The following is an 18,210-nucleotide window of genomic DNA, read 5'->3' as shown; positions in this document are numbered from 1 at the left end:
GCGGTGCCAGGTTCAGCCTTTGAACTGGATCTTTCAGAGCTTGACGGTCTGACCGGTGATCTGGCGGTGGCGATGAACCGCCTCAAGACCATGGATCAGGCGCAGTTGCTCCACGAGCTCGGTGTCGAGCTGGAGGGCCAGACCAAGGAACGGTTTGACGAGAAGGTGGGGCCGGACGGCAGCGCCTGGAAGTCATGGAGCCCCCGCTACGCCGAGCGGCAGCGGAAGTACAACCCGGGTGCATCGATCCTGAGAGGCGGGGGCCCCGGGCTGTACGAAAGTATCTCCAGCCGGGTCTCCGGCGGAAGGCTTTCCATCGGGAGTCGGCTGGTCTACGCCGGGGTCCACCAGGAAGGGTGGCCGGCGAAAAACATTCCGGCCCGGCCGTACCTGGGGATCTCCCGGGAAAATCAGGAGGACCTGGTGACGGTTATGACTGAGTTTGTGAGACGAACATCCGGGGGGATGCTGTGACGCTGACCGAAGCGAGAACGAGCGCGGCGGCGGCGCTGACGACGGCGTTTTCCGGGCGCCGCCCGAAGGTGTACGTGGATGTGCACCCCGGGGCGATGGATGAGGAGGAGATCCGGCGGCGGTTCAGTACGCTGCCGGCGGTCCTGGTGGCGGTGTTGGGGCGAGCCGAGGACGGTATACGCCTGGCGGTGTATGTCCTGGGACGGCCCAACGGGCCGGATCTGCTTCCGATCCTGGACACGGTGGAGGAGACGTTGCGGAGTCTCCCGGGAGTTGACCGGGCGCCGCTGGATGTGCAGACCCAGAGTCTGTACGACGCGAAGATCGGGAAAGTCGGCGCCACGTTGTGGGCGGTGACTACTGCCTGGCCTCCCCTGGCGTGGGGTGATCCGCCGGTGGTGGACTCCAGCCTGGTGGGCGCGGCGAACACCTTTTTTGACGGGGTGTTGGCCTCCTGCGTTCCGGGAGGGGCAGGGGTGTGGCTCTTTGGCTATACCGAGCATGAGCGGCGCAGGCTGCTGCAGACCGGGCCGCTTCCCTTTGTGACGGTGACCCATGGTGATGGGTCGATCACCACCAAGGGAGCGAGTACGTGCAAGTTCCGGGACGAGCAGGACAACCTGTGGAAGCGGGAGTCCCGAGGGCTTCGGAGCTGGCCGGTGACGGTGGAGTTCTGGGCCCGAAGCGAGGCGGAGGCGGACGAGGCGCTCCTGGCGTTTGTGGGCGAGCTTCCCCGGGAGTGGGTGTACCTGGACCAGAGCCAGCCGGTGAAAGTCCGTAAGATGAGCGCCCAATATAAGGAGTCTCACGGGGCCTACGTTGCAGGCGCCGAGGTGGAGATGAATGGGGTCCTGGCTGGCCCGGCCGAGCAGGTGCCGGTGATCCGGGATGCAGATACCAACCCAGATGAAGGAGGGACGTGATCATGGCCGATAAGAGCGGCTCGAGCACAACGGACGCAAAGAGCGCAGATGCTACGGCGACCGGAAAGAAAGAGGAGACCAAGGAGGCCAAGGGCAGCCAGAGCGCCAGATATCCAATCGAGGAACTGGGCGCCGCGCTGGATCCTGCGGTATTTGCCGGGGTCTGTGAGGCACAGCGATGGAGCGCCGGCAAGAAGGTGGACAAGAAGACCTTCGATGCGGCGGTCTGGGCTTTCGAGAAAGGGGGAGTAGATGGCAAGCGGGCTTCCTGATGTAAAGAACAAGATCCTCGACGGCGCCCTGGGCGCCCGTGGCGCCGATGCGACCGGCATCTTTGGCGCGGTCGGGGTGGCCGCCAATTACGGCGGCGGGATTCAGATTTTCACCGATCCCGGAGACGCGGCCGAGGCTCTGGGCGACGGTCCCCTGCGGGATCTTGTGGTCAGCGCCTTGAGCGTGGCCGGGACGATCTGCTACGCGGTGGCCCTGGAGGGCACCACGCCGGGTACGGTCGGGTCGGTTACCGCCGGCAGCGCCAACGCGGGCGTCGGATCGGTTGCGGCGGCGGGAACGCCGCGGAACGAGTACGACGTGAAGGTCGTGATCGTGGAAGCCGGCGCCCTGAACGAGGCGGTCTTCCGGGTGGAGATCGACGGGGTGTTGAGCAAGAAGTATACGGTTCCCGACACGCCGGGGACCTTTGAGATTCCCGGGACTGGTATCACCCTCACCTTCTCAGAAGGCACGCCCAGCGGCGACGAAGCGCAGTTTGAGGTGGATGACGAGTGGAGCTTCTCCGCTACCGCTCCGACGGCGACCAACGCCGAGGTTCTGGCGGCGGTGGATACCCTGCTCGAGAGCGCATACGCCTACGAGTGGATCAGCATCGCCGGGGTGAGTGCGTCCCCGTTGTGGGCTTCCCTGGCGGTGAAAGCGGCCGGTGCCGAAGCGAACCACCGCTACATCCACTTCAAGTGCCAGGCGCGGTATGTGGGAGACGCCGAGACCACCAGCGAGTGGGTGGCGGCCCTGGCCGGATCCGAGCGCGGCAGTACCGTGGGCGGTCGGGTGCAGGTGTACGCCGGATGGGTGATGGAAGTTGATCCGGCCGGCGCCGTGGATGAGCGGGGGCTGATTGGTCTGGGGACCGGGCTTTCCGCACGGCGGGAGCCGCACGAGCCGATCGATGCGGTGAAGTACGGCGGGATCCCCGGCGTAGTCGAGATCCTTCCGACCGACCTGAACGAGGGCCATATCAAGGCCCTGGCGGACGCCGGGTATGTGACTGCCCGGCACTACATCGGGCTCACCGGGACCTACATCACCAGCGGCAAGATGCTCGCCGAAGACGTTAGCGATTACAAGCTGGAGGAGCGGCGCCGGGTGATGGACAAGGCGTGCAAGCTGGTGCGGGATGCGCAGATGACCTACCTCAATGACACGGTGGAGGTGGGCGCGGACGGCTCCCTGGAAGGCATCGAGATGTTCAAGAAGATCTCCGAGCAGCCGCTTGACCAGATGGTGAACGGCGGTGAGATCTCCGGCGGGACGGTGTACATCGATCCAATGCAGGACATTCTCTCGACCGAGCAGATCGTGACTCGGATTCGGATCACCCCGCTTGGAAAGATGAGCCACATCGAGAACGTGATCTCGTATCACAACCCGCTGCTGGCGTAGGAGGTAACGGATGATTAACGGAGTCGTATACGACCACGAGTCGGCCAAGGTGATGCTCCCGACCGGCATGGTGATGAGCCTGGAGGACGTGAGCTACAGCGTGAAAAAGGACGTGGATGTGCAGACGGACAAGACCGGCACCCCCCGGGGTGTGGTGCACAAAGCCTTTGAGGGCGACTTCAAGGCGACTATGTCCCTAGCGGAGTTCGAGCTGCTCAACAAGTCGATGGCCGCCACCGGCATCCTGGGGGCGCCGCCGATACCGGTGGTGATCACCTACGGGGCGGTTGGCCAGGCGCCGATAGTGGACACCATCACGGTGAAGATCACCGAGGTGCCGCGAAAGAGCAGCAAGGACAGTGAAGTGATGATGGAGATCACCGGTAAGCAGGTGACCATCCCGATTCTGAACGGACAGCCGGCCTACATTCCTATTCCGTAGGCCGGATCCGGCGTGACACAAAGGAGCAATGATCAATGGATGTGACAAAGGAAAAACTGGCTGAGCTGAAAGCCGCCCACGGGACCGTCTACGAGGGTTCCATTACCTACAAGGACCGCAACGACGAGCTTCAGAAGGTGGAGTTCATCTTCCGGGAGCCGACCAACGCGGACGCCGAAGTGATGATGCAGGGGGCCGGTCGTGACCCTATGGCCGCCAACCAGAACCTCCTGGCCTCTCTCATCGTGCACCCCGAGCCGATCGAGGTGATGAAGGAGCTCAAGGACTATCCCCTGGCGGTCGGTAAGTTCAACGACCAGAACATTGTCCCTTTTTTCGGCGGCGGCAACAGCACCAGCGTGACCAAGCGCAAGCTGTAAACGCCTTCACCTACCGCCGGCTGTTTATCCGGCGGTTTCTTGGTGAGGATGTCTCGGGGCTCAGCCTCGAGACGGTAGACGCGAAGATGGCCGAGGCCGAGGCGGCCCGGTCCATCGAAGTAAACGTCATGACGGAGGCGATCGCTACGGTCCTCTCCCAGGCGTTTGGACGTAGGTGAGGTATCAGCGTGAGCGACTTTGTTACATCGGTAACCCTACTCTTCCGCGATCAGTTTACCTCCGGCTTCAGCCAGGCGGCAGGCCGGATCGAAGAGCTGCGGGGAGAAATTCACGGGTACGCCGATGAAATAAAGTCGGGCGGTATGCTGGACGTTGCCGCCGATATGTCGATGGTCTCCATGGAGGTGGGCGAGCTCGCCCGGAACTTCCAGCAGTTGACGGCTGTTCCAGGTCAAGTGGCTGCGGAGTTCGAGGTCTCAATGGCCCGGGTTTCCACCGTCCTGAACGACACCAACGCGATCGGCGGGGACACCGCCGGCAGTATGGAGCGGATCGCGGAGGCCGCTGCAGAGATGGCCGGCGGGATCAGTGAGGCGGGAAGTATTGCATCGGTTGGGGCGAGGGAGTTTGCCGACTCGGTCTATACGATGCTCTCCTCCGGTTTGACTGTTGAACAGGGTATTGCGGCCACCGAACAGGCGGCGCTCCTGGCGCAGGCTACCGGGGGATCCCTGCAGGAAGCCGCCAGCGCTCTCACCGGTATCTTCAACAACATGGGCGACAAGTCCGCCGAGGCGGGCACGGAGATGCAGCGGCTCTCCGATATCGTCGCCGGCACCCAGAACTACTTTGCCTTTGAGAATCTCGGTCAGTTTACCCAGGGCTTTGCCAACGTGAGCGGTCTGGCGGTCAGCGCTCAGGCTCCCCTGGAGCAAGTGGCGGCGGCTCTCGGGCAGCTCAACACCAATATGATCACCGGCGCTGAGGCGGGGACGGCGATGAAGAGCGCCCTGGCACAGATGTCGACCGCCAGCGAGCGCCTCGGGTTCGACGTGGCTCGGACCAGTGAGGGTGGTATCGATCTGATGCAGACCCTCCGCAATATCTCGGCCGCCGGGTACTCCTCCGACGATTTGATCGGGGGCTTCGGTACCGAGGCGGGCCCGGCGGTCAGTCTCTTGACGGCCAACCTCGGGGATCTCGAGGCGGGCTTCGATGCGGTAAGCAACTCCGCCGGGGTGACGCTGGATAACGCCGGAAAGATGGCTGACACCCTCACCCGGCGGCAGGAGGGGCTCAATAACTCCTGGGCGGTGTTCCAGGAGCGGATCGGCGGCGGGGCCAACGCGGTGAAGGGTCTCGGGGTTGAGGCCGCCACCGCGGGAGTGCGCTTCCTCAACTGGGCCACGAGCCTTCCTCTGGTCGGGGAGAATCTGGCGGGAATCGCGGGCGCTACCCTGGAGGTGGGCGGTGCGATGGCCGGCGGTTTCTCGACCGTGCTGCAGATGTCTACCGGGCTCTTGAGCTTCACGATGCTGATGGACCGTTTCGGCAGTATTGCCGGGATGATGCGCTCCTCCATGGCGCTGGTAGGCGTCCAGGTGAAGGCTTTGGGGACCGGGATCCTCAACGCCGGTCGGGCGGTGATCGGGTTTATCCCGTCGGCGATCAGCTGGATGGGTACGATGTGGGGCGTAGCGGCGGCGCATATGGCCGCCTACTGGCCGATCTACGCGGTGGTGGCCGGGGTGGCGGCGGTGGCCGCCGGTGCGGTCTGGGTCGTGCGTAACTGGGATACGGTCACCGAGTTCTTTGTGAATCTCTGGGAGGGGATCAAGAACGTGTTTGCCACGGTCTGGGACTGGATCAAGAATCTGTTCCTGACCTATCACCCGATCGGGATCATCGTGCAGAACTGGGAGCCTATTACTCAGTTCTTCTCCGGGTTGTGGGAAGGCGTTACGAACGTCTTCTCGGGTGCCTGGGATTTTATCAAGGGTATATGGTCCGACTACACCATTATCGGCCAGATCATTCAGAACTGGGACTCTATTCGGGAGTTCTTTGCAGGTCTGTGGGACTCGATCGTGAGCCTGGCTACCGGTGCGGTGGACCGTATCCTGGCGCCCTTCCGGGCGGTCAAGGAGCGGGTGCAGGAGTTGCTCCCGGACTTCCTTACCAGCGGTGAAGGGATCTTCCAGACCGTGGGCTCCGGGGTGGCCGAGGGGGGGCGGCGTCTGGTTGACGGAGTGCGTGGCGCCTTTGCCCGGGTGGGTGATCTGCTACCCCACTCGGACGCCAAAGAAGGTCCGTTCTCTACCTTGACCGCCGCAGGCAGGGCGATCCCTGAGACGATGGCTGATGGTATGCGGGCCGGGAACGGGCTCCCGGATGCGGCGCGCAGCCAGTTTGCCCAGGTGAACAACGTCCTGCAGTTTCCCTCCGGCGAGCGGCTGGATGTACAGGCGGTTGATCGACAGCAGGATTCCGGTATCTCCGGGGTGCTCCGGGATCTGGTCAACAGGATCGGCTCCGGTGGTACGGACGGTGGCAAGAATGAGCGGCCTATTCAAGTCGAGAATCTCTACGTGCAGTTCTCCGAGGCGGCCGACCTGACTCGGTTTGTGGAAGAGCTCCGGGAGCAGGTGGAGGATGTATCGTGAGCAGGATCGCAATCGGAAAGAATGGCGTATTGAGGATGGATGGGGTACCGCTCCCGTGCATCGTCAATCGCGTCGGCTGCCGTGGGAAGATCGTAATCGACTCATCCAAGATAGAAGGGTCCAGTGGTCGCCGCAAGGTGTTTGACGGCTGGGACGACTGGGATCTGTCGATTGACGCGACAATCTACGAGCCGAACGAGCGGCTGGTCAGTCGCTACGATCACCTGCGCACCGTGAACGAGGCGTTTAAACAGCTGGAAGACGGATTGCCGGTAATTTACGCCCTGGAGTCTCAACTGGCCTCTTCTCTGAATATCCGGCAGGTGCTGTTTGCGGGTCTCGACGTGACAGACGACAGCGGCCGGGACGCGGTGGAGCTGTCGATCAACTTTACCGAGCATGATCCGGTGGTGGGGCTGGTGCAGCGGCAAAATGTAGAGACGGAAGAAGCTGCTGCGTCTACGCCGGAAGAGACAGTGATTGAACGAGCTGGTGACGAAGCAGACTGGAGCCGTCTCCGAGATATGGAGGATCTCTATGGCTGAGGCTCGTACATTCTACAGGCCGAAGGTCAGGGTGGCAGCTGAAGGTTCCCGAGTGGAGTCTTGGTCCCGACTGACGGTCACCTCCACCGCCGGGTTCTCAATGGCTGTGTTGGTTGTTCCTCGGCCCGATGAGATAGATGCGGATTCTCAGGTAGAGATTCAGCTGGATCCAGGGAATGGGCCGGAGACGATCTTTACCGGGACCGTTTCCGAGGTGTATCCGCACCACGGGAAGCGGCGGTACATCCTGGAGCCGGCACCACGGCGAGCACTCCGAGAAATCGTGGAGCCCTCCTCTTGGCGGAAAGAGCGTAGCGGCAACATTGCCGAAGAGATCCTGAAATCGGCGGACAATCCGTTTGACACCGATCTATCGGCGTGGCCGGATGTTGAGCTTCGCCGGTTCAGTGTTCCGCAGTGCTCGAGACACTGGGCGCTCCAGGCGCTGGAACATGCAGTCAGAGAAGCGGCCGGAATACTTACGGGTCGGGTTGTAGGACCGGATGGCGTGCTGTATCTCGGCCCCCTCGAGGAGATCCGTCGGGAAGTTGCGTCTCCGGTAGCGCTGGAAACCGGGGTGAACGTGATCCTGCGGGCCGGAGACAACTTCAATACCTTTGCTTTTCCCGTCGGCTACAACCAGGTGGTGAGTGTGGGCGATGAAGACCGGCTCTGCACCAACGCCCGGCTGGATATTCAGCCGGGGCGGTATCGCGCCGGGCTTGTCCTGGAGGCGCTATGAGCGAGCGGCCGGTGATTGAGCGCCTCCGGGAGCGAGTCCTGGAAGGGATGGCCGCCCCGGTCAAGGCGAAGGTTGAGAAAGGGTATATCAAGCAGTCCGCCGGCGGGTACTGCGTGGACGCTCAGGTGGTGAATCCAGCCACTCTCGAGGAGACCGGAGAACTTTTGAAGGAGATCCCACTCCCGCCGATATGGATGGGGGCTGATGGCCGGGGGCTCTTTGCTCCCCCGGAGGCTGGGCAGTTGATTGTGGTGGGGTTTGTCGGGTTCAACCGGGCCTACCCGTACGTGGCGGGATTCGCGGGGGACGAGTATACCCCGGCGGACGGTACCGAGAATGCCCTGGTGTTGACCGACGGCAAAGGGGCGGTGATCAAGATTGATGGGTCGCTATTTGGGATCTTGAACGGGTCTCAGAGCCTGAAGGTGATCATGGAAAACTTCGTGGACGAGGTGATTGCCATGAAGACTATCGGCCCGCCGCCCCAGCATACGGTGTCCCCGGATACAGTGGTCAAATTGCAGAAATTGAAGCTGACAATCGGTCAGCTATTCAAGGAGTAGACGATGGGGATGGTAGACCATGACGCGACATTCAAAGACCAGCTCAGGACGCTCTACCACGACCGGACGGTCAACGAGGACCAGTTTGTGGAGCGCTTGGCGAACATTATCACCGAGCACATAGCCTCGGCGCATGTGTCAGTGACTATTGACGCCGGGCAGGATGTGGCGATTTTGCCGCCGACACCTCCAGGCGCGTACAACACGACGTTGCTTGATGGAACTGGAACGCCGGTAACTGGAAGTATAACAACTCCAAATGAGGGATATGAGCTCGCCGGCAAAGGCGGTCTGTCGTGAACTACGGGACTGATATCAAACTGGGTGATGATCGGGATCTGGTCTTTTTGCCGGCGGGAGATGTGGAGACCATATCCGGCGGCGCGTTAGTCGCTCAGGATATCGCCGAGGAGGCGTCTATCCCACGTGGAAGCGTGAAGTGGGACCTGGAGGCAGGGAGTGAGCTCTACAACTTCCTTAACGATCCAACAGCAAGTGAAGAAGGGATAATCCAGGAGCTCGAGCGCCTGGCGCTAAAGGATCCCCGGGTGGACGCCTCCTCGGTTCGTGGCTCTCGCCTCGAGGACGGTCGGTTTCAGTTGGTGTTTCGCCCGCTGTCCGCCGTCACTCAGGAGGCGCTCAGGTTCGACCTGGCGGACTTGTTCGGCGGAGGTAATGAATGAGCGATCCATCATTTCTGGAGAAGACGGAAGAGGAGATCAGGCAGGAAGTCTTCGCAATTGCCACACAGGAGACGGGGATCTCAAACTTCAAGTCTACCGGAGTACTTCGGGGGTTTCTGGAGACGATTGTCGCGTCGATAAAACAGTTGTACGAATCGGATATCAATCCGATCTATCTAAATGCGACACTCGACGATGCCTCCGGTGATTTTTTGGCAATGTGGGGAGTATTGCTTGGTGTTACGCGAAAACAAGCCGAAAGGACAACCGGGTCGTTCATTGGACAGGCGTACGCCGCCGGCGCTATTTCGGCAGGAAGCTGGGTTGCGGTAACCGGTACTGATTTAAGGTTCCGGGTATCGCAGGATATTACGTTTCAAGCGGGCGAGTTTTCCCTTCCGGTGACCGCTGCGATACCTGGTTCTGAGTACAACGTATCTCCGGGCACGTCCATCTATCTTACCAAGGTGGTCAACGGCGTGGAGTTGCTCACCGTTCCCACAGACTGGATTGAGGCTCTTGGAACAGATGCGGAGGAAGATGCGCCGTATCGAAGCCGGATAAAGGATAGATGGCAGAGCCAGAGTCTCGGCGACACCCGAGCGGCATACAAGTTCTACGCAACATCTGTCGACGGGGTTTTGGAAGCAAAGATCATTCGCACGCCTCGAGGTCCCGGTAGCACGGACGTAATCATTGCAGCAGTGAACGGAGTTCCTGGATCTGAATTGCTATCGGCTGTCGATGCCGCATTGCACGATCATGAGCTGATGGGGTTCGACGTGCAGGTCAAACCTCCTGACACCACGACTATTTCCGTGCAGATAGAGTTTACTGGCGCGGCCACCGATGCGGATGTCCGATTGATCGCTGAGAATTATGTCTACGGCCTTGGTATCGGTAGTCGTTTCGCGATCAGAGATCTGTACGCTCTCTATGATGATGTTGATGTCGATACCGTCGAGATACTCAGCCCCGACCGAGACGTCGAGCCGGACGAATCCGGCATAATTACCGCTTCTGTCACTGCAACTAAGGTGGCTACGTGATGATCGAATGGATCAAGGAAGCTGTGGCGCCGCCAGGGATAGAAAAAAAGAATCGCGGGAGCCTGTTCTCCGTTTTGGGCAAGGTGTTTGGCGTGGTAAGAAACGATGCCCAGACGGCGTTGTTTGCTCGGTATCCATACCTCTGTGACGATGCCGCGCTTAATAAGCACGGAAAAGCGCTGTTTGTTCCTCGCCTCCCGGGAGATACCTCAGAGGAATACCGGCTGCGTGTCACTGCAGCCTCTTATTTTCTATCCAAGGCCGGTGAGCGAGTATACGTCAAAGGGCAGCTGACCGGGCATTTTGGCGACAGGTATCTACTTACAGAGGAGTTTCTCCAAGTCTATGTCAAGGTTCTGAACCTCAGCGATGCAGACCGTATGTGGCTATGGAGCTTCCTGGACGAAACACTCAATCCGAACGTTGAGCTCACCATAGCGGACTGGTTTCGGTACGTGGAGCGAGTTGTGCTTGGCGATCAGTCTTTGGTGTCGGTAATCACGAAGGATCGCGACGTTTACCCGCGTGGCCTGCGATACAACAGTCGCATCCGCCACGACCATGGTTTCAGGCAGATGTTTGACGGTGCCGCCACTTATGGTGGCGGCTGGTTGCATAACCAGTTTCACCCTGTGGTAGGAACCATGCTGGATGAGGTCGCGATCCCAGAACAGTACCAGGGATCCCGAACATACGGAGCAGAGATTGACTACATCGGGAGTTCATTGCTCTTGGTGCCACTAACAATTCCGAACCCGGCGACGTATAGCAGTACGGGCGGAGACGTTCTGCAGGCCGAAGTGGACGTTTCACTGTCTGATCGCGCAACGATTGTGGCGCACCACGACGGTCGGTTGTTGTATCAAGGGCTTTCCTACGGCAGCGTCCAAGACGCGATTATCGACACTTCAATGCCATTTATTGTTCGTCATCACCGGAGGTTTGATGGACGGATGCGCTACTGGTGCAGTCCGTACGATGGACTATTGCGGCATGACGGTGTCAAGAGCTACTACGACGGCATCTTTTATGAGGGAGACGAGTTCTACAGAGAGGAGGTTGCATGATTACACAAAGAGAGGTGGTGCCTGTGCGGGGCGATTTTCGTATGCAGGTATATCGAGGCGAACAGTTGGTTCTTGAGTATCAAGACCGGAATCTAATCGTCGACGCGGCGCGTTCGGTGATGGCGAGGTTGATTTCTGGTGAGGTAAGCGGAAGAAGTATTGACAGAATCGCCTTCGGGACCAACCAGTCGACTCCAACGCCAGGTGATACCGGAATCACATCGGCTTATATGAAGCCGGTGCAGGCATTCTCGTATCCGGCGCCTGGTCAGGTTGAGATTGCCTGGAATCTTTTGGTCACCGAAGCGAACGGTATGTCGATCGGGGAATTTGGGCTTCTCACGGCCGACGGCGCTTTGTTTGCACGAAAACATCGAACGAAGGCGATCGAAAAAGAATCGGATATCAGCATCGAGGGACAATGGCTGATCATCTTCTAAACCAAGCCATAAAGGAGGAGTGATCCATGGCAAATGTACAAGAATCATCGGTCTGGGAAGGCGGTATATACCAGATCGAGACCACGGACCCAGTGCTGGGCGGCCCAGACGGAATCAGTAATCTGCAGGCAAAGCAACTTGCGAACAGGACTGTGTACCTGAAGGGGCGTGTGGACCAGACGGACGGAGAACTGCAGAACCTACAGCAAGGTATCGACGATGAAGCGCAGAATGCCATCATTTCAGCTATTGCGCAGGCACTGTCCGGCGTTGGGGTGAACCGGAAGGGTATCACGGATCTCCGTGAGCGGGTGCTTAGTCAGGGAACGGCGGTACTCAAAAACAAATGGGTGGTTGAGGGGGTCATCTTGGTGAAAAGCGATATCCGTGCTCTTCATCTGACACGGACGGGTGCGTATGTATCAGGGGATCGGTCTATCGCGTATATCGATGGAGATGTTCGGTATGTCCCTGATGATGACTACCACGTCACGGTTCCCCAAAATCCCGGATCAGCTGCGGAGACGTACTGGGCATACCTTTGGCACGATGGGAGTGGATATCGTGTCAGCATCGCCAAAGAGATCCCGGACTCCGGCCTCAAGCTGTACGAGATCACGGTACCGGCCGGTGACACTACGGACAGTATTGATGCGGTAACACTCACCGACCGTCGGATTGTGCAGGGCTGGAACGGATTCACGATCAGCACCGTACAGGACGTGTATGTTGCACTTCCGTTTCCTGCGATAAACGCACCTGAGTACGACGTGAATCTCACGGTCGAGAGCGCAACGGACTTCGGGATGATCGGCGCGGTCAAGGTGGTCGAGAAGCAGCAAAATGGCTTCAAGATCCGTCATGAGGGTAGCGCCGACAATGTGGCGTTGCGCTGGACGCTGCTAAATGTCAACAAGGGATAAGGAGGAGTTCATGGGTATAGAGATTCTCTATCAGACAGAAGGCGAGTACCTGCCGATCACGATGGGAACTAAGTATCTCAAAGTAGGTGGGTATCAGATCGATGTTGCCGCACGGCAACAAGACCAGGCAATCACGATCGACTTGTCGCTCGATCATGAGGGCCAGGTGGTAGAAGGTAAAGGGGCGGGCTGGTATGTGGCTAACGTAACACTCCCGCCGGCGGCTTACCTTGAGGTCGAAACCGGAGAGGCAGATCCGGAATCAGGATCCGCCATCATGGAGATGGAAAAACAGCCGGTGAACCTGGATCAAGTGGTCGTAAATGTGTGGGCCTTGCCTCCCGCACCGGAAAACAGCGAAGGAGGAGATGAGTAATGAGTGGGTTGATTATCAGTATTAAGGATACAGCCAGGCAGGCTGTCGAAGCGGCGACCGGCGGACGTGTTACGATTATGTACGACGACAAGGGATATCCCAGCTACATGGTGCGGATTCCCAAGTTCAACATCGAGGATATCGATGCGTCCCTTGGGTCTGGGGTGCATCCCGCCTTCCTGGTGAACGGCGTCGAAAAGAGCGAGATCTGGGTCGGCCAGTATCAGGCGGTCGTCCATGACGGGCGCGCCTTGGCCTTGCCAGGACAAGACCCCAGGGTGTACACCGACGCCGATCAGGCCCGTGGGTACTGCTCGGCCAAAGGCGCGGGGTGGCACTTGCTGACCAATGCCGAATGGGCCGCGATCGCTCTCTGGGCTCATAAGAACGGCACTATGCCGAACGGCAACAACAACTACGGTAGGGATCACGCTGCCACGTACGAAACCGGCACTCGCCAGGACGGAGATCAGTATGCACCGGGCCAGGCGATCGGCAGCGCCCGAATCCTTACCGGCTCCGGCCCGGCGACCTGGCGTCACGATCATACCTTCGCGGGGATCGCGGATCTGAATGGTAACGTATGGGAGTGGGTTGGTGGTCTTCGGCTGGTAGACGGTGAGATTCAGATCCTGGCGTCAAACAATGCAGCTGACAACAGCAAGGATCAGTCTGCCGGGTCGAGTGAATGGAAGGCGATAGCGCAAGACGGGTCACTTGTGGCTCCTGGTACTAGTGGTACGTTGAAGTACGACGCTACCGGTGCCACAGGCAGCGGCGATGTGCTGTTAAACGACACCGTGACCAGCCAGAGCGACGGGTCGACAAGCGCCAGTATGGATTTTGAATCCATGACCGCCGACGCCGGGATTACGGTACCGGATCTTGCTAAGCAATTGGGGCTCTTTCCGGGCCTTACATCTCTGGGTGGCGACAACATATATATGCGGAACGTAGGCGAGCGCCTGCCGTTCCGGGGTGGCTACTGGCACATCGCGGCGGTTGCCGGGGTGTTCGCGTTGCACTTGAACAGCCTGCGGTCGTACTCGAGCCACATCTTCGGGTTCCGCCCGGCTTTTGTTGGGATCTGATATCTGGGGTGTGGTATCTGGGGGCCGGGCGATAGCCCGGCCCATCCTGAAGTAACATGGACGACCTGAAAATCCGACAGAAGACCGAGGATATGATAGCCTACGGATACACGGCAATTCGGCAGTTCCCAAAGTCGGAGCGGCACGTTCTAAGCCAAGAGATCCGTGACACGATGTGGCGCCTGCTGCGACTGATCATTGTGTGCAACCACAGGTACCACAAGAAAACAACGATGCAAGACTTGGATGCTGAACTGGACCTGCTCCGGGCGCAAATCCGTCTCGCAAAGGAGTTGGAGTATCTCCCTTTCAAGAAGTATCACTACTGGTCGATGCTTCTGAACGAGATCGGGCGTATGATCGGAGGTTGGTTTAAGGCAATCCAAAGGGGCTCGGGTTAAAGCATGTAGCGCCTGCCGATCCGGGGTGGCAACTGGAACAACGCGGCGGATGCCGGGGTGTTCACGTTGAACTTGAACAACCTGCGGTCGAACTCGAACAACAACATCGGGTTCCGCCCGGCTCTTGAAAACTGCGAGAAGGCGCGGGCTCATGGGCTCGCATCCAGTGCAGTATCAAAAGGACCCGTGCTCCTCGGCCAAGCGCCGAAAGACATAAACAGGGGTGCCTGGGACAGTAGGCTGAAGCCGACCCCTCTGGGCGCCCCGATTTTCTATAGGGAACGTGATGGCGAAGACGTACAATAATCTCTACCCACAGATATACTCATTTGAAGCTCTCCATGAAGCCTACCGAAAAGCCCGTAAGGGCAAGCGGTACCAGAATGAAGTGGTCCGGTTCACGGCCGGCCTCGAGGAGGAGCTGATACAGCTCCAGAATGAGTTGATCTGGGAGGAGTACGATACCTCCGGTTATCGGCTATTCACGGTGCATGAGCCGAAAACCAGAGTGGTTGCGTCTCTGCCGTTCCGGCACAGGGTCGTGCATCACTCAATTGTGTCGGTTATCGAGCCCATCTGGGAGGTTCGTTTCATCAAGGATAGCTACGCCTGCAGGCCAGGCAAAGGAACGCACGCCGGAGCCGATACTGCCGAACGGATGATGCGAAAGGTGCGACGTGAGCATGGGGCTGTCTATGCTCTCAAGGCCGATATCTCGAAGTATTTTCCGAGTGTAGACCACGAGATCCTCAAGCGCCTACTGAGGAAGAGAATAGCCTGCAAGCCAACTCTGCGGCTTCTGGACAACATCATAGATTCGTACGTGGAGGAAGGGGCTTGTCGGCCTCGTGGTATCCCTATCGGGAATCTGACCAGCCAGCTGTTTGCCAACATCTACCTCCACGAGCTGGATAAATTCGTCAAGTACGATCTCAGAGAGCGGCACTACGTCAGGTACATGGATGATTTCGTGATACTGCACCACGACAAACAGCACCTGCAGGATCTCAGGCGCCGGATTGAGGGGTTTCTGCAGGACAGGTTGCTCCTGCATACAAACGGGAAAACCCAAGTGTTTCCGTTGCGGAGATTCGGCGGCAGACCGTTGGATTTTCTCGGATACCGGATCTGGCCAACGCATAGGAAGCTGAGAAAAGACTCTGTCAAGCGTATGAGAAAGAGGCTTAAGAGACTGGCTGCGGAATACAAGTATGGGCGCATCGATATAGATCGTGTGCGAGCCGCAGTTCACTCATGGATTGCTCATTCCAGTCACGCCAACACCTTTCGGCTCCGGAGGCAGGTGATGAGCGAGGTGGTATTTGTCTCGCGACCAAGCAAAAGTGAATAGATGTTTTCAGCAGGTGCATACATGAGGCTGGTAGATTATCCCGTCATATCGCCCGAGTTTTCTCGCGCCGCTACAGAATATGCATGCGAGAAATTCACCTTACAACAAAATCTATAACCGGCACTTGATTATTCGTAATCTTTTTAAAAAGAATTTTTCACGGGCTGAGTTCGCAAGGTTGACAGGCCTAACCCGGGCAACAATCACGAATCTTGTTGACGAATTAATCGAAGAAGGTCTTATCCGGGAATCGGACGTTAACGTAAAAAACAACAGGGTCGGACGTAATCCGAAAACCTTAGAGATTGTTTCCGATCGCTATACAATCATAGGTGTCGATATTGCACGAGATGGCTGTACGATTGGTTTGGTTGAATTTGGAGGTGCTGTTCTTATTTCCGAACCAGTTGCACTTGACAGAGCCGATAGCCCCGAAACGGCGGTAAAGATCATAAGTGATGCGATAAAGAACACGATTCTGCCGGAATGCAAAAAGGGTTCGCTCTTAGGCCTGGGGATCACAACCCCAGGCCCTGTTGATACCATGAATGGCATTATCGACAGTGATATTCCGGATTTTTCATTATGGCATGGTTTTCACATCGTTGAGGCGTTCAAAAAATATTTTGATGTGGATATCTGCCTGGAACGGGATGCAAATGCAGTCAGCTTAGCGGAATTGTATTTTGGCTACGGAAAACACCTTGATGATTTCATGTGCATAATATCGTATGTTGGTATCGGATTTGGTATTGTGAAAGATCGGCAATTGTATAGCGGAAAGCTCGGTTTGACGCCGGAATTGGGCCACATGTCTATTAAATTCGACGGAGAACCCTGTGCTTGCGGAAATCGAGGATGTTTATACCAATATTATGGAATCACTAATATTTTGAAGGCTGTACAGAAAGATGTTCCGGATATTGTCTCCTGGGAGCAGATCGTAGACAAAGCTTATGCTGGTGAGCGTTATTTTATCGATATCATTGATCACTATGCGGGAATTTTTTCTATCGCCGTTGTAAATGCCGTCAACCTGATGGCCCTGGATAAGGTGATTCTTTCCGGTTTTGTCGTGTATAGACCGGAAATGTTTTTGGATGCAGTAAAAAAGTATGTACTCGGTTCTTACATTGCGAGGAATTTTTTCACTGTCGATATCCATATGACAAACATCAAAGAAAATGAAAATCTTTTGGGTGCTGCAACTATTGTAATTGACGACCACTTTAATCGATATACATAGATCTATCATAGGGTACTCTTTCTTATCACATTCCTGAAGTAGCGCAACATACGAACGATAGTGAAGAGTGAAATTGTGTTAATACTAATTTGACAAATGTTCATTCTGTTTTATAATGGGATTGAACTACCATCCTGGTGTTGCAAAAAAAAATAGCAAAACTTTCGGAGGTTACCATGAAGAAATTGATCAATGCGCCTGATGATGTCATTAAAGAGGCCTTGACGGGAATGGAGCTCGCTCATTCCGATATCCTTAAGGTCCACCGTGATCCGAACTTTATTACGCGTAGCAGCAAGACACGGAAAGGAAAGGTTGCGGTTATTTCAGGCGGTGGAAGTGGCCATGAGCCGTTACATGGCGGTTTTGTAGGGTTGGGAATGCTTGATGCCGCCTGTCCCGGTGCCGTCTTTACCTCTCCGACTCCCGATCAGATGGAAGAGGCGACAAAGGCTGTGGACGGAGGTGCCGGTGTTCTTCACATCGTGAAAAACTATTCCGGTGATGTGATGAATTTCGAAATGGCCGCCGATCTTTGTGGTGAGGCAGGGATAACCGTTGAGTCCGTTATTATCGACGACGATGTTGCCGTAAAAGATAGCTTATATACCGAGGGAAGACGGGGCGTAGGCTGCACCGTCATTGCGGAAAAGATTGCAGGCGCTGCTGCAGAACGTGGTGATGATCTCAAGAAGACCGCCGAATTCTGTCGTCGGGTCAACGAGGTCGGCAGGTCTATGGGAATGGCCCTGACATCCTGTACCGTTCCTTCCGCCGGCAAGCCTACCTTTGAAATCGGTGCTGATGAGATTGAGATGGGGGTCGGCATTCATGGTGAGCCTGGTCGCGAAAGGATGAAGCAGAAAACAGCTCATGAATATATTCAGATGATGGGTGAGGCCGTTGTTTCCGATATTCCGTATAAAAAGGGTGACGAGCTTATTGTCCTGCTCAACGGAATGGGCGGTACTCCTCTCATCGAACTTTATCTCCTCTACAATGAGTTCGAGCAGTTCTGCAAGGCAAAAGGCTTGAAAATCGTACGCCGCCTTGTAGGTAATTACATTACCTCCCTTGAAATGCAAGGGTTTTCCATCTCTGCGGTAAAGGCTGATGAAAAGCTGCTTGCTTTGTGGGACGCTCCTGTACATACCGCGGGCCTGCGTTGGGGGATCTGACTTCAGAGAATTTTTTACAAACGATCGGAGGG

The 18,210-nt window shown here is 57.2% G+C and carries 22 protein-coding genes; all 22 read left to right on the top strand.

From position 1 onward, the window contains the following. The first annotated feature begins 3 nt into the window (after nucleotides 1-3). Entirely contained in the window at nucleotides 4-474 is a 471-nt protein-coding gene (locus F459_RS22355) for a phage virion morphogenesis protein (RefSeq protein WP_020613231.1), read from the top strand. Then, complete coding sequence (locus tag F459_RS23955) at nucleotides 471-1,397, top strand: hypothetical protein (RefSeq protein WP_020613230.1); 927 nt, start codon at nucleotides 471-473, stop codon at nucleotides 1,395-1,397. The genes F459_RS22355 and F459_RS23955 overlap by 4 nt, the downstream gene beginning before the upstream one ends. Before the next feature lie 2 nt (nucleotides 1,398-1,399). Next, nucleotides 1,400-1,669 (top strand): hypothetical protein, encoded by a 270-nt coding sequence (locus F459_RS0113375; RefSeq protein WP_033301743.1) that lies wholly within the window; start codon nucleotides 1,400-1,402, stop codon nucleotides 1,667-1,669. Beyond that, nucleotides 1,650-3,077, top strand: a complete 1,428-nt coding sequence (locus F459_RS0113370) for a DUF2586 family protein (protein WP_020613228.1) — start codon at nucleotides 1,650-1,652, stop codon at nucleotides 3,075-3,077. Before F459_RS0113375 ends, F459_RS0113370 begins: the two co-directional genes overlap by 20 nt. A 10-nt stretch (nucleotides 3,078-3,087) precedes the next feature. Next, nucleotides 3,088-3,519, top strand: coding sequence for a hypothetical protein (locus F459_RS0113365; RefSeq protein WP_020613227.1), 432 nt, complete (start codon nucleotides 3,088-3,090; stop codon nucleotides 3,517-3,519). A 35-nt stretch (nucleotides 3,520-3,554) separates the two neighbouring features. Beyond that, nucleotides 3,555-3,899, top strand: coding sequence for a DUF6848 family protein (locus tag F459_RS0113360; protein ID WP_020613226.1), 345 nt, complete (start codon nucleotides 3,555-3,557; stop codon nucleotides 3,897-3,899). 188 nt (nucleotides 3,900-4,087) lie between these two features. Then, nucleotides 4,088-6,523: a phage tail tape measure protein gene (locus tag F459_RS23245; protein ID WP_020613225.1), complete on the top strand. Its 2,436-nt coding sequence runs from the start codon at nucleotides 4,088-4,090 to the stop codon at nucleotides 6,521-6,523. Next, entirely contained in the window at nucleotides 6,520-7,068 is a 549-nt protein-coding gene (locus tag F459_RS0113335) for a hypothetical protein (RefSeq protein ID WP_020613224.1), read from the top strand. The genes F459_RS23245 and F459_RS0113335 overlap by 4 nt, the downstream gene beginning before the upstream one ends. Then, nucleotides 7,061-7,810 carry a hypothetical protein gene (locus F459_RS0113330; RefSeq protein WP_020613223.1) on the top strand — a complete coding sequence of 250 codons (750 nt, stop codon included), beginning with the start codon at nucleotides 7,061-7,063 and terminating at the stop codon, nucleotides 7,808-7,810. Before F459_RS0113335 ends, F459_RS0113330 begins: the two co-directional genes overlap by 8 nt. Beyond that, complete coding sequence (locus F459_RS0113325; protein WP_020613222.1) at nucleotides 7,807-8,373, top strand: hypothetical protein; 567 nt, start codon at nucleotides 7,807-7,809, stop codon at nucleotides 8,371-8,373. Before F459_RS0113330 ends, F459_RS0113325 begins: the two co-directional genes overlap by 4 nt. A 3-nt stretch (nucleotides 8,374-8,376) precedes the next feature. After that, nucleotides 8,377-8,673: a hypothetical protein gene (locus F459_RS0113320; RefSeq protein ID WP_020613221.1), complete on the top strand. Its 297-nt coding sequence runs from the start codon at nucleotides 8,377-8,379 to the stop codon at nucleotides 8,671-8,673. Continuing rightward, nucleotides 8,670-9,056 (top strand): hypothetical protein, encoded by a 387-nt coding sequence (locus F459_RS0113315; protein WP_020613220.1) that lies wholly within the window; start codon nucleotides 8,670-8,672, stop codon nucleotides 9,054-9,056. Before F459_RS0113320 ends, F459_RS0113315 begins: the two co-directional genes overlap by 4 nt. Continuing rightward, nucleotides 9,053-10,105 (top strand): baseplate J/gp47 family protein, encoded by a 1,053-nt coding sequence (locus F459_RS0113310; protein ID WP_020613219.1) that lies wholly within the window; start codon nucleotides 9,053-9,055, stop codon nucleotides 10,103-10,105. The genes F459_RS0113315 and F459_RS0113310 overlap by 4 nt, the downstream gene beginning before the upstream one ends. After that, nucleotides 10,105-11,172 carry a hypothetical protein gene (locus tag F459_RS0113305; RefSeq protein WP_020613218.1) on the top strand — a complete coding sequence of 356 codons (1,068 nt, stop codon included), beginning with the start codon at nucleotides 10,105-10,107 and terminating at the stop codon, nucleotides 11,170-11,172. The genes F459_RS0113310 and F459_RS0113305 overlap by 1 nt, the downstream gene beginning before the upstream one ends. After that, on the top strand, nucleotides 11,169-11,612 hold the full coding sequence (locus F459_RS0113300; protein WP_020613217.1) for a hypothetical protein: 444 nt from the start codon (nucleotides 11,169-11,171) through the stop codon (nucleotides 11,610-11,612). The genes F459_RS0113305 and F459_RS0113300 overlap by 4 nt, the downstream gene beginning before the upstream one ends. A gap of 26 nt (nucleotides 11,613-11,638) precedes the next feature. Then, on the top strand, nucleotides 11,639-12,535 hold the full coding sequence (locus F459_RS23240; RefSeq protein WP_020613216.1) for a hypothetical protein: 897 nt from the start codon (nucleotides 11,639-11,641) through the stop codon (nucleotides 12,533-12,535). Nucleotides 12,536-12,545: 10 nt separating this feature from the next. Beyond that, nucleotides 12,546-12,911: a hypothetical protein gene (locus tag F459_RS0113290; RefSeq protein ID WP_020613215.1), complete on the top strand. Its 366-nt coding sequence runs from the start codon at nucleotides 12,546-12,548 to the stop codon at nucleotides 12,909-12,911. Continuing rightward, nucleotides 12,911-14,002, top strand: coding sequence for an SUMF1/EgtB/PvdO family nonheme iron enzyme (locus tag F459_RS0113285; RefSeq protein WP_020613214.1), 1,092 nt, complete (start codon nucleotides 12,911-12,913; stop codon nucleotides 14,000-14,002). Before F459_RS0113290 ends, F459_RS0113285 begins: the two co-directional genes overlap by 1 nt. A gap of 56 nt (nucleotides 14,003-14,058) precedes the next feature. Further along, nucleotides 14,059-14,403: a diversity-generating retroelement protein Avd gene (gene avd, locus F459_RS0113280; protein ID WP_020613213.1), complete on the top strand. Its 345-nt coding sequence runs from the start codon at nucleotides 14,059-14,061 to the stop codon at nucleotides 14,401-14,403. 286 nt (nucleotides 14,404-14,689) lie between these two features. Continuing rightward, a complete protein-coding gene (locus F459_RS0113270) occupies nucleotides 14,690-15,754 on the top strand; it encodes a reverse transcriptase/maturase family protein (RefSeq protein WP_020613211.1) in 1,065 nt (354 codons plus the stop codon). 124 nt (nucleotides 15,755-15,878) lie between these two features. After that, nucleotides 15,879-17,000: an ROK family protein gene (locus F459_RS0113265; RefSeq protein WP_169517950.1), complete on the top strand. Its 1,122-nt coding sequence runs from the start codon at nucleotides 15,879-15,881 to the stop codon at nucleotides 16,998-17,000. Between the two features lie 176 nt (nucleotides 17,001-17,176). Further along, on the top strand, nucleotides 17,177-18,178 hold the full coding sequence (dhaK, locus tag F459_RS0113260) for a dihydroxyacetone kinase subunit DhaK (protein ID WP_020613209.1): 1,002 nt from the start codon (nucleotides 17,177-17,179) through the stop codon (nucleotides 18,176-18,178). Nucleotides 18,179-18,210 lie beyond the last annotated feature (32 nt).

Source organism: Sediminispirochaeta bajacaliforniensis DSM 16054, from assembly GCF_000378205.1.
GTDB classification, from domain to species: Bacteria; Spirochaetota; Spirochaetia; order DSM-16054; family Sediminispirochaetaceae; genus Sediminispirochaeta; species Sediminispirochaeta bajacaliforniensis.
This window is presented reverse-complemented; position numbering and strand designations above follow the sequence as displayed.

What these genes read in the sequence shown, in the direction of transcription:
- F459_RS0113375 (WP_033301743.1), top strand. Translation starts at nt 1,400, where the DNA reads ATGGCCGATAAGAGCGGCTCGAGCACAACGGACGCAAAGAGCGCAGAT.
- F459_RS0113370 (WP_020613228.1), top strand. Translation starts at nt 1,650, where the DNA reads ATGGCAAGCGGGCTTCCTGATGTAAAGAACAAGATCCTCGACGGCGCC.
- F459_RS0113365 (WP_020613227.1), top strand. Translation starts at nt 3,088, where the DNA reads ATGATTAACGGAGTCGTATACGACCACGAGTCGGCCAAGGTGATGCTC.
- F459_RS0113360 (WP_020613226.1), top strand. Translation starts at nt 3,555, where the DNA reads ATGGATGTGACAAAGGAAAAACTGGCTGAGCTGAAAGCCGCCCACGGG.
- F459_RS0113330 (WP_020613223.1), top strand. Translation starts at nt 7,061, where the DNA reads ATGGCTGAGGCTCGTACATTCTACAGGCCGAAGGTCAGGGTGGCAGCT.
- F459_RS0113325 (WP_020613222.1), top strand. Translation starts at nt 7,807, where the DNA reads ATGAGCGAGCGGCCGGTGATTGAGCGCCTCCGGGAGCGAGTCCTGGAA.
- F459_RS0113320 (WP_020613221.1), top strand. Translation starts at nt 8,377, where the DNA reads ATGGGGATGGTAGACCATGACGCGACATTCAAAGACCAGCTCAGGACG.
- F459_RS0113310 (WP_020613219.1), top strand. Translation starts at nt 9,053, where the DNA reads ATGAGCGATCCATCATTTCTGGAGAAGACGGAAGAGGAGATCAGGCAG.
- F459_RS0113305 (WP_020613218.1), top strand. Translation starts at nt 10,105, where the DNA reads ATGATCGAATGGATCAAGGAAGCTGTGGCGCCGCCAGGGATAGAAAAA.
- F459_RS0113300 (WP_020613217.1), top strand. Translation starts at nt 11,169, where the DNA reads ATGATTACACAAAGAGAGGTGGTGCCTGTGCGGGGCGATTTTCGTATG.
- F459_RS23240 (WP_020613216.1), top strand. Translation starts at nt 11,639, where the DNA reads ATGGCAAATGTACAAGAATCATCGGTCTGGGAAGGCGGTATATACCAG.
- F459_RS0113290 (WP_020613215.1), top strand. Translation starts at nt 12,546, where the DNA reads ATGGGTATAGAGATTCTCTATCAGACAGAAGGCGAGTACCTGCCGATC.
- F459_RS0113285 (WP_020613214.1), top strand. Translation starts at nt 12,911, where the DNA reads ATGAGTGGGTTGATTATCAGTATTAAGGATACAGCCAGGCAGGCTGTC.
- avd (WP_020613213.1), top strand. Translation starts at nt 14,059, where the DNA reads ATGGACGACCTGAAAATCCGACAGAAGACCGAGGATATGATAGCCTAC.
- F459_RS0113270 (WP_020613211.1), top strand. Translation starts at nt 14,690, where the DNA reads ATGGCGAAGACGTACAATAATCTCTACCCACAGATATACTCATTTGAA.
- dhaK (WP_020613209.1), top strand. Translation starts at nt 17,177, where the DNA reads ATGAAGAAATTGATCAATGCGCCTGATGATGTCATTAAAGAGGCCTTG.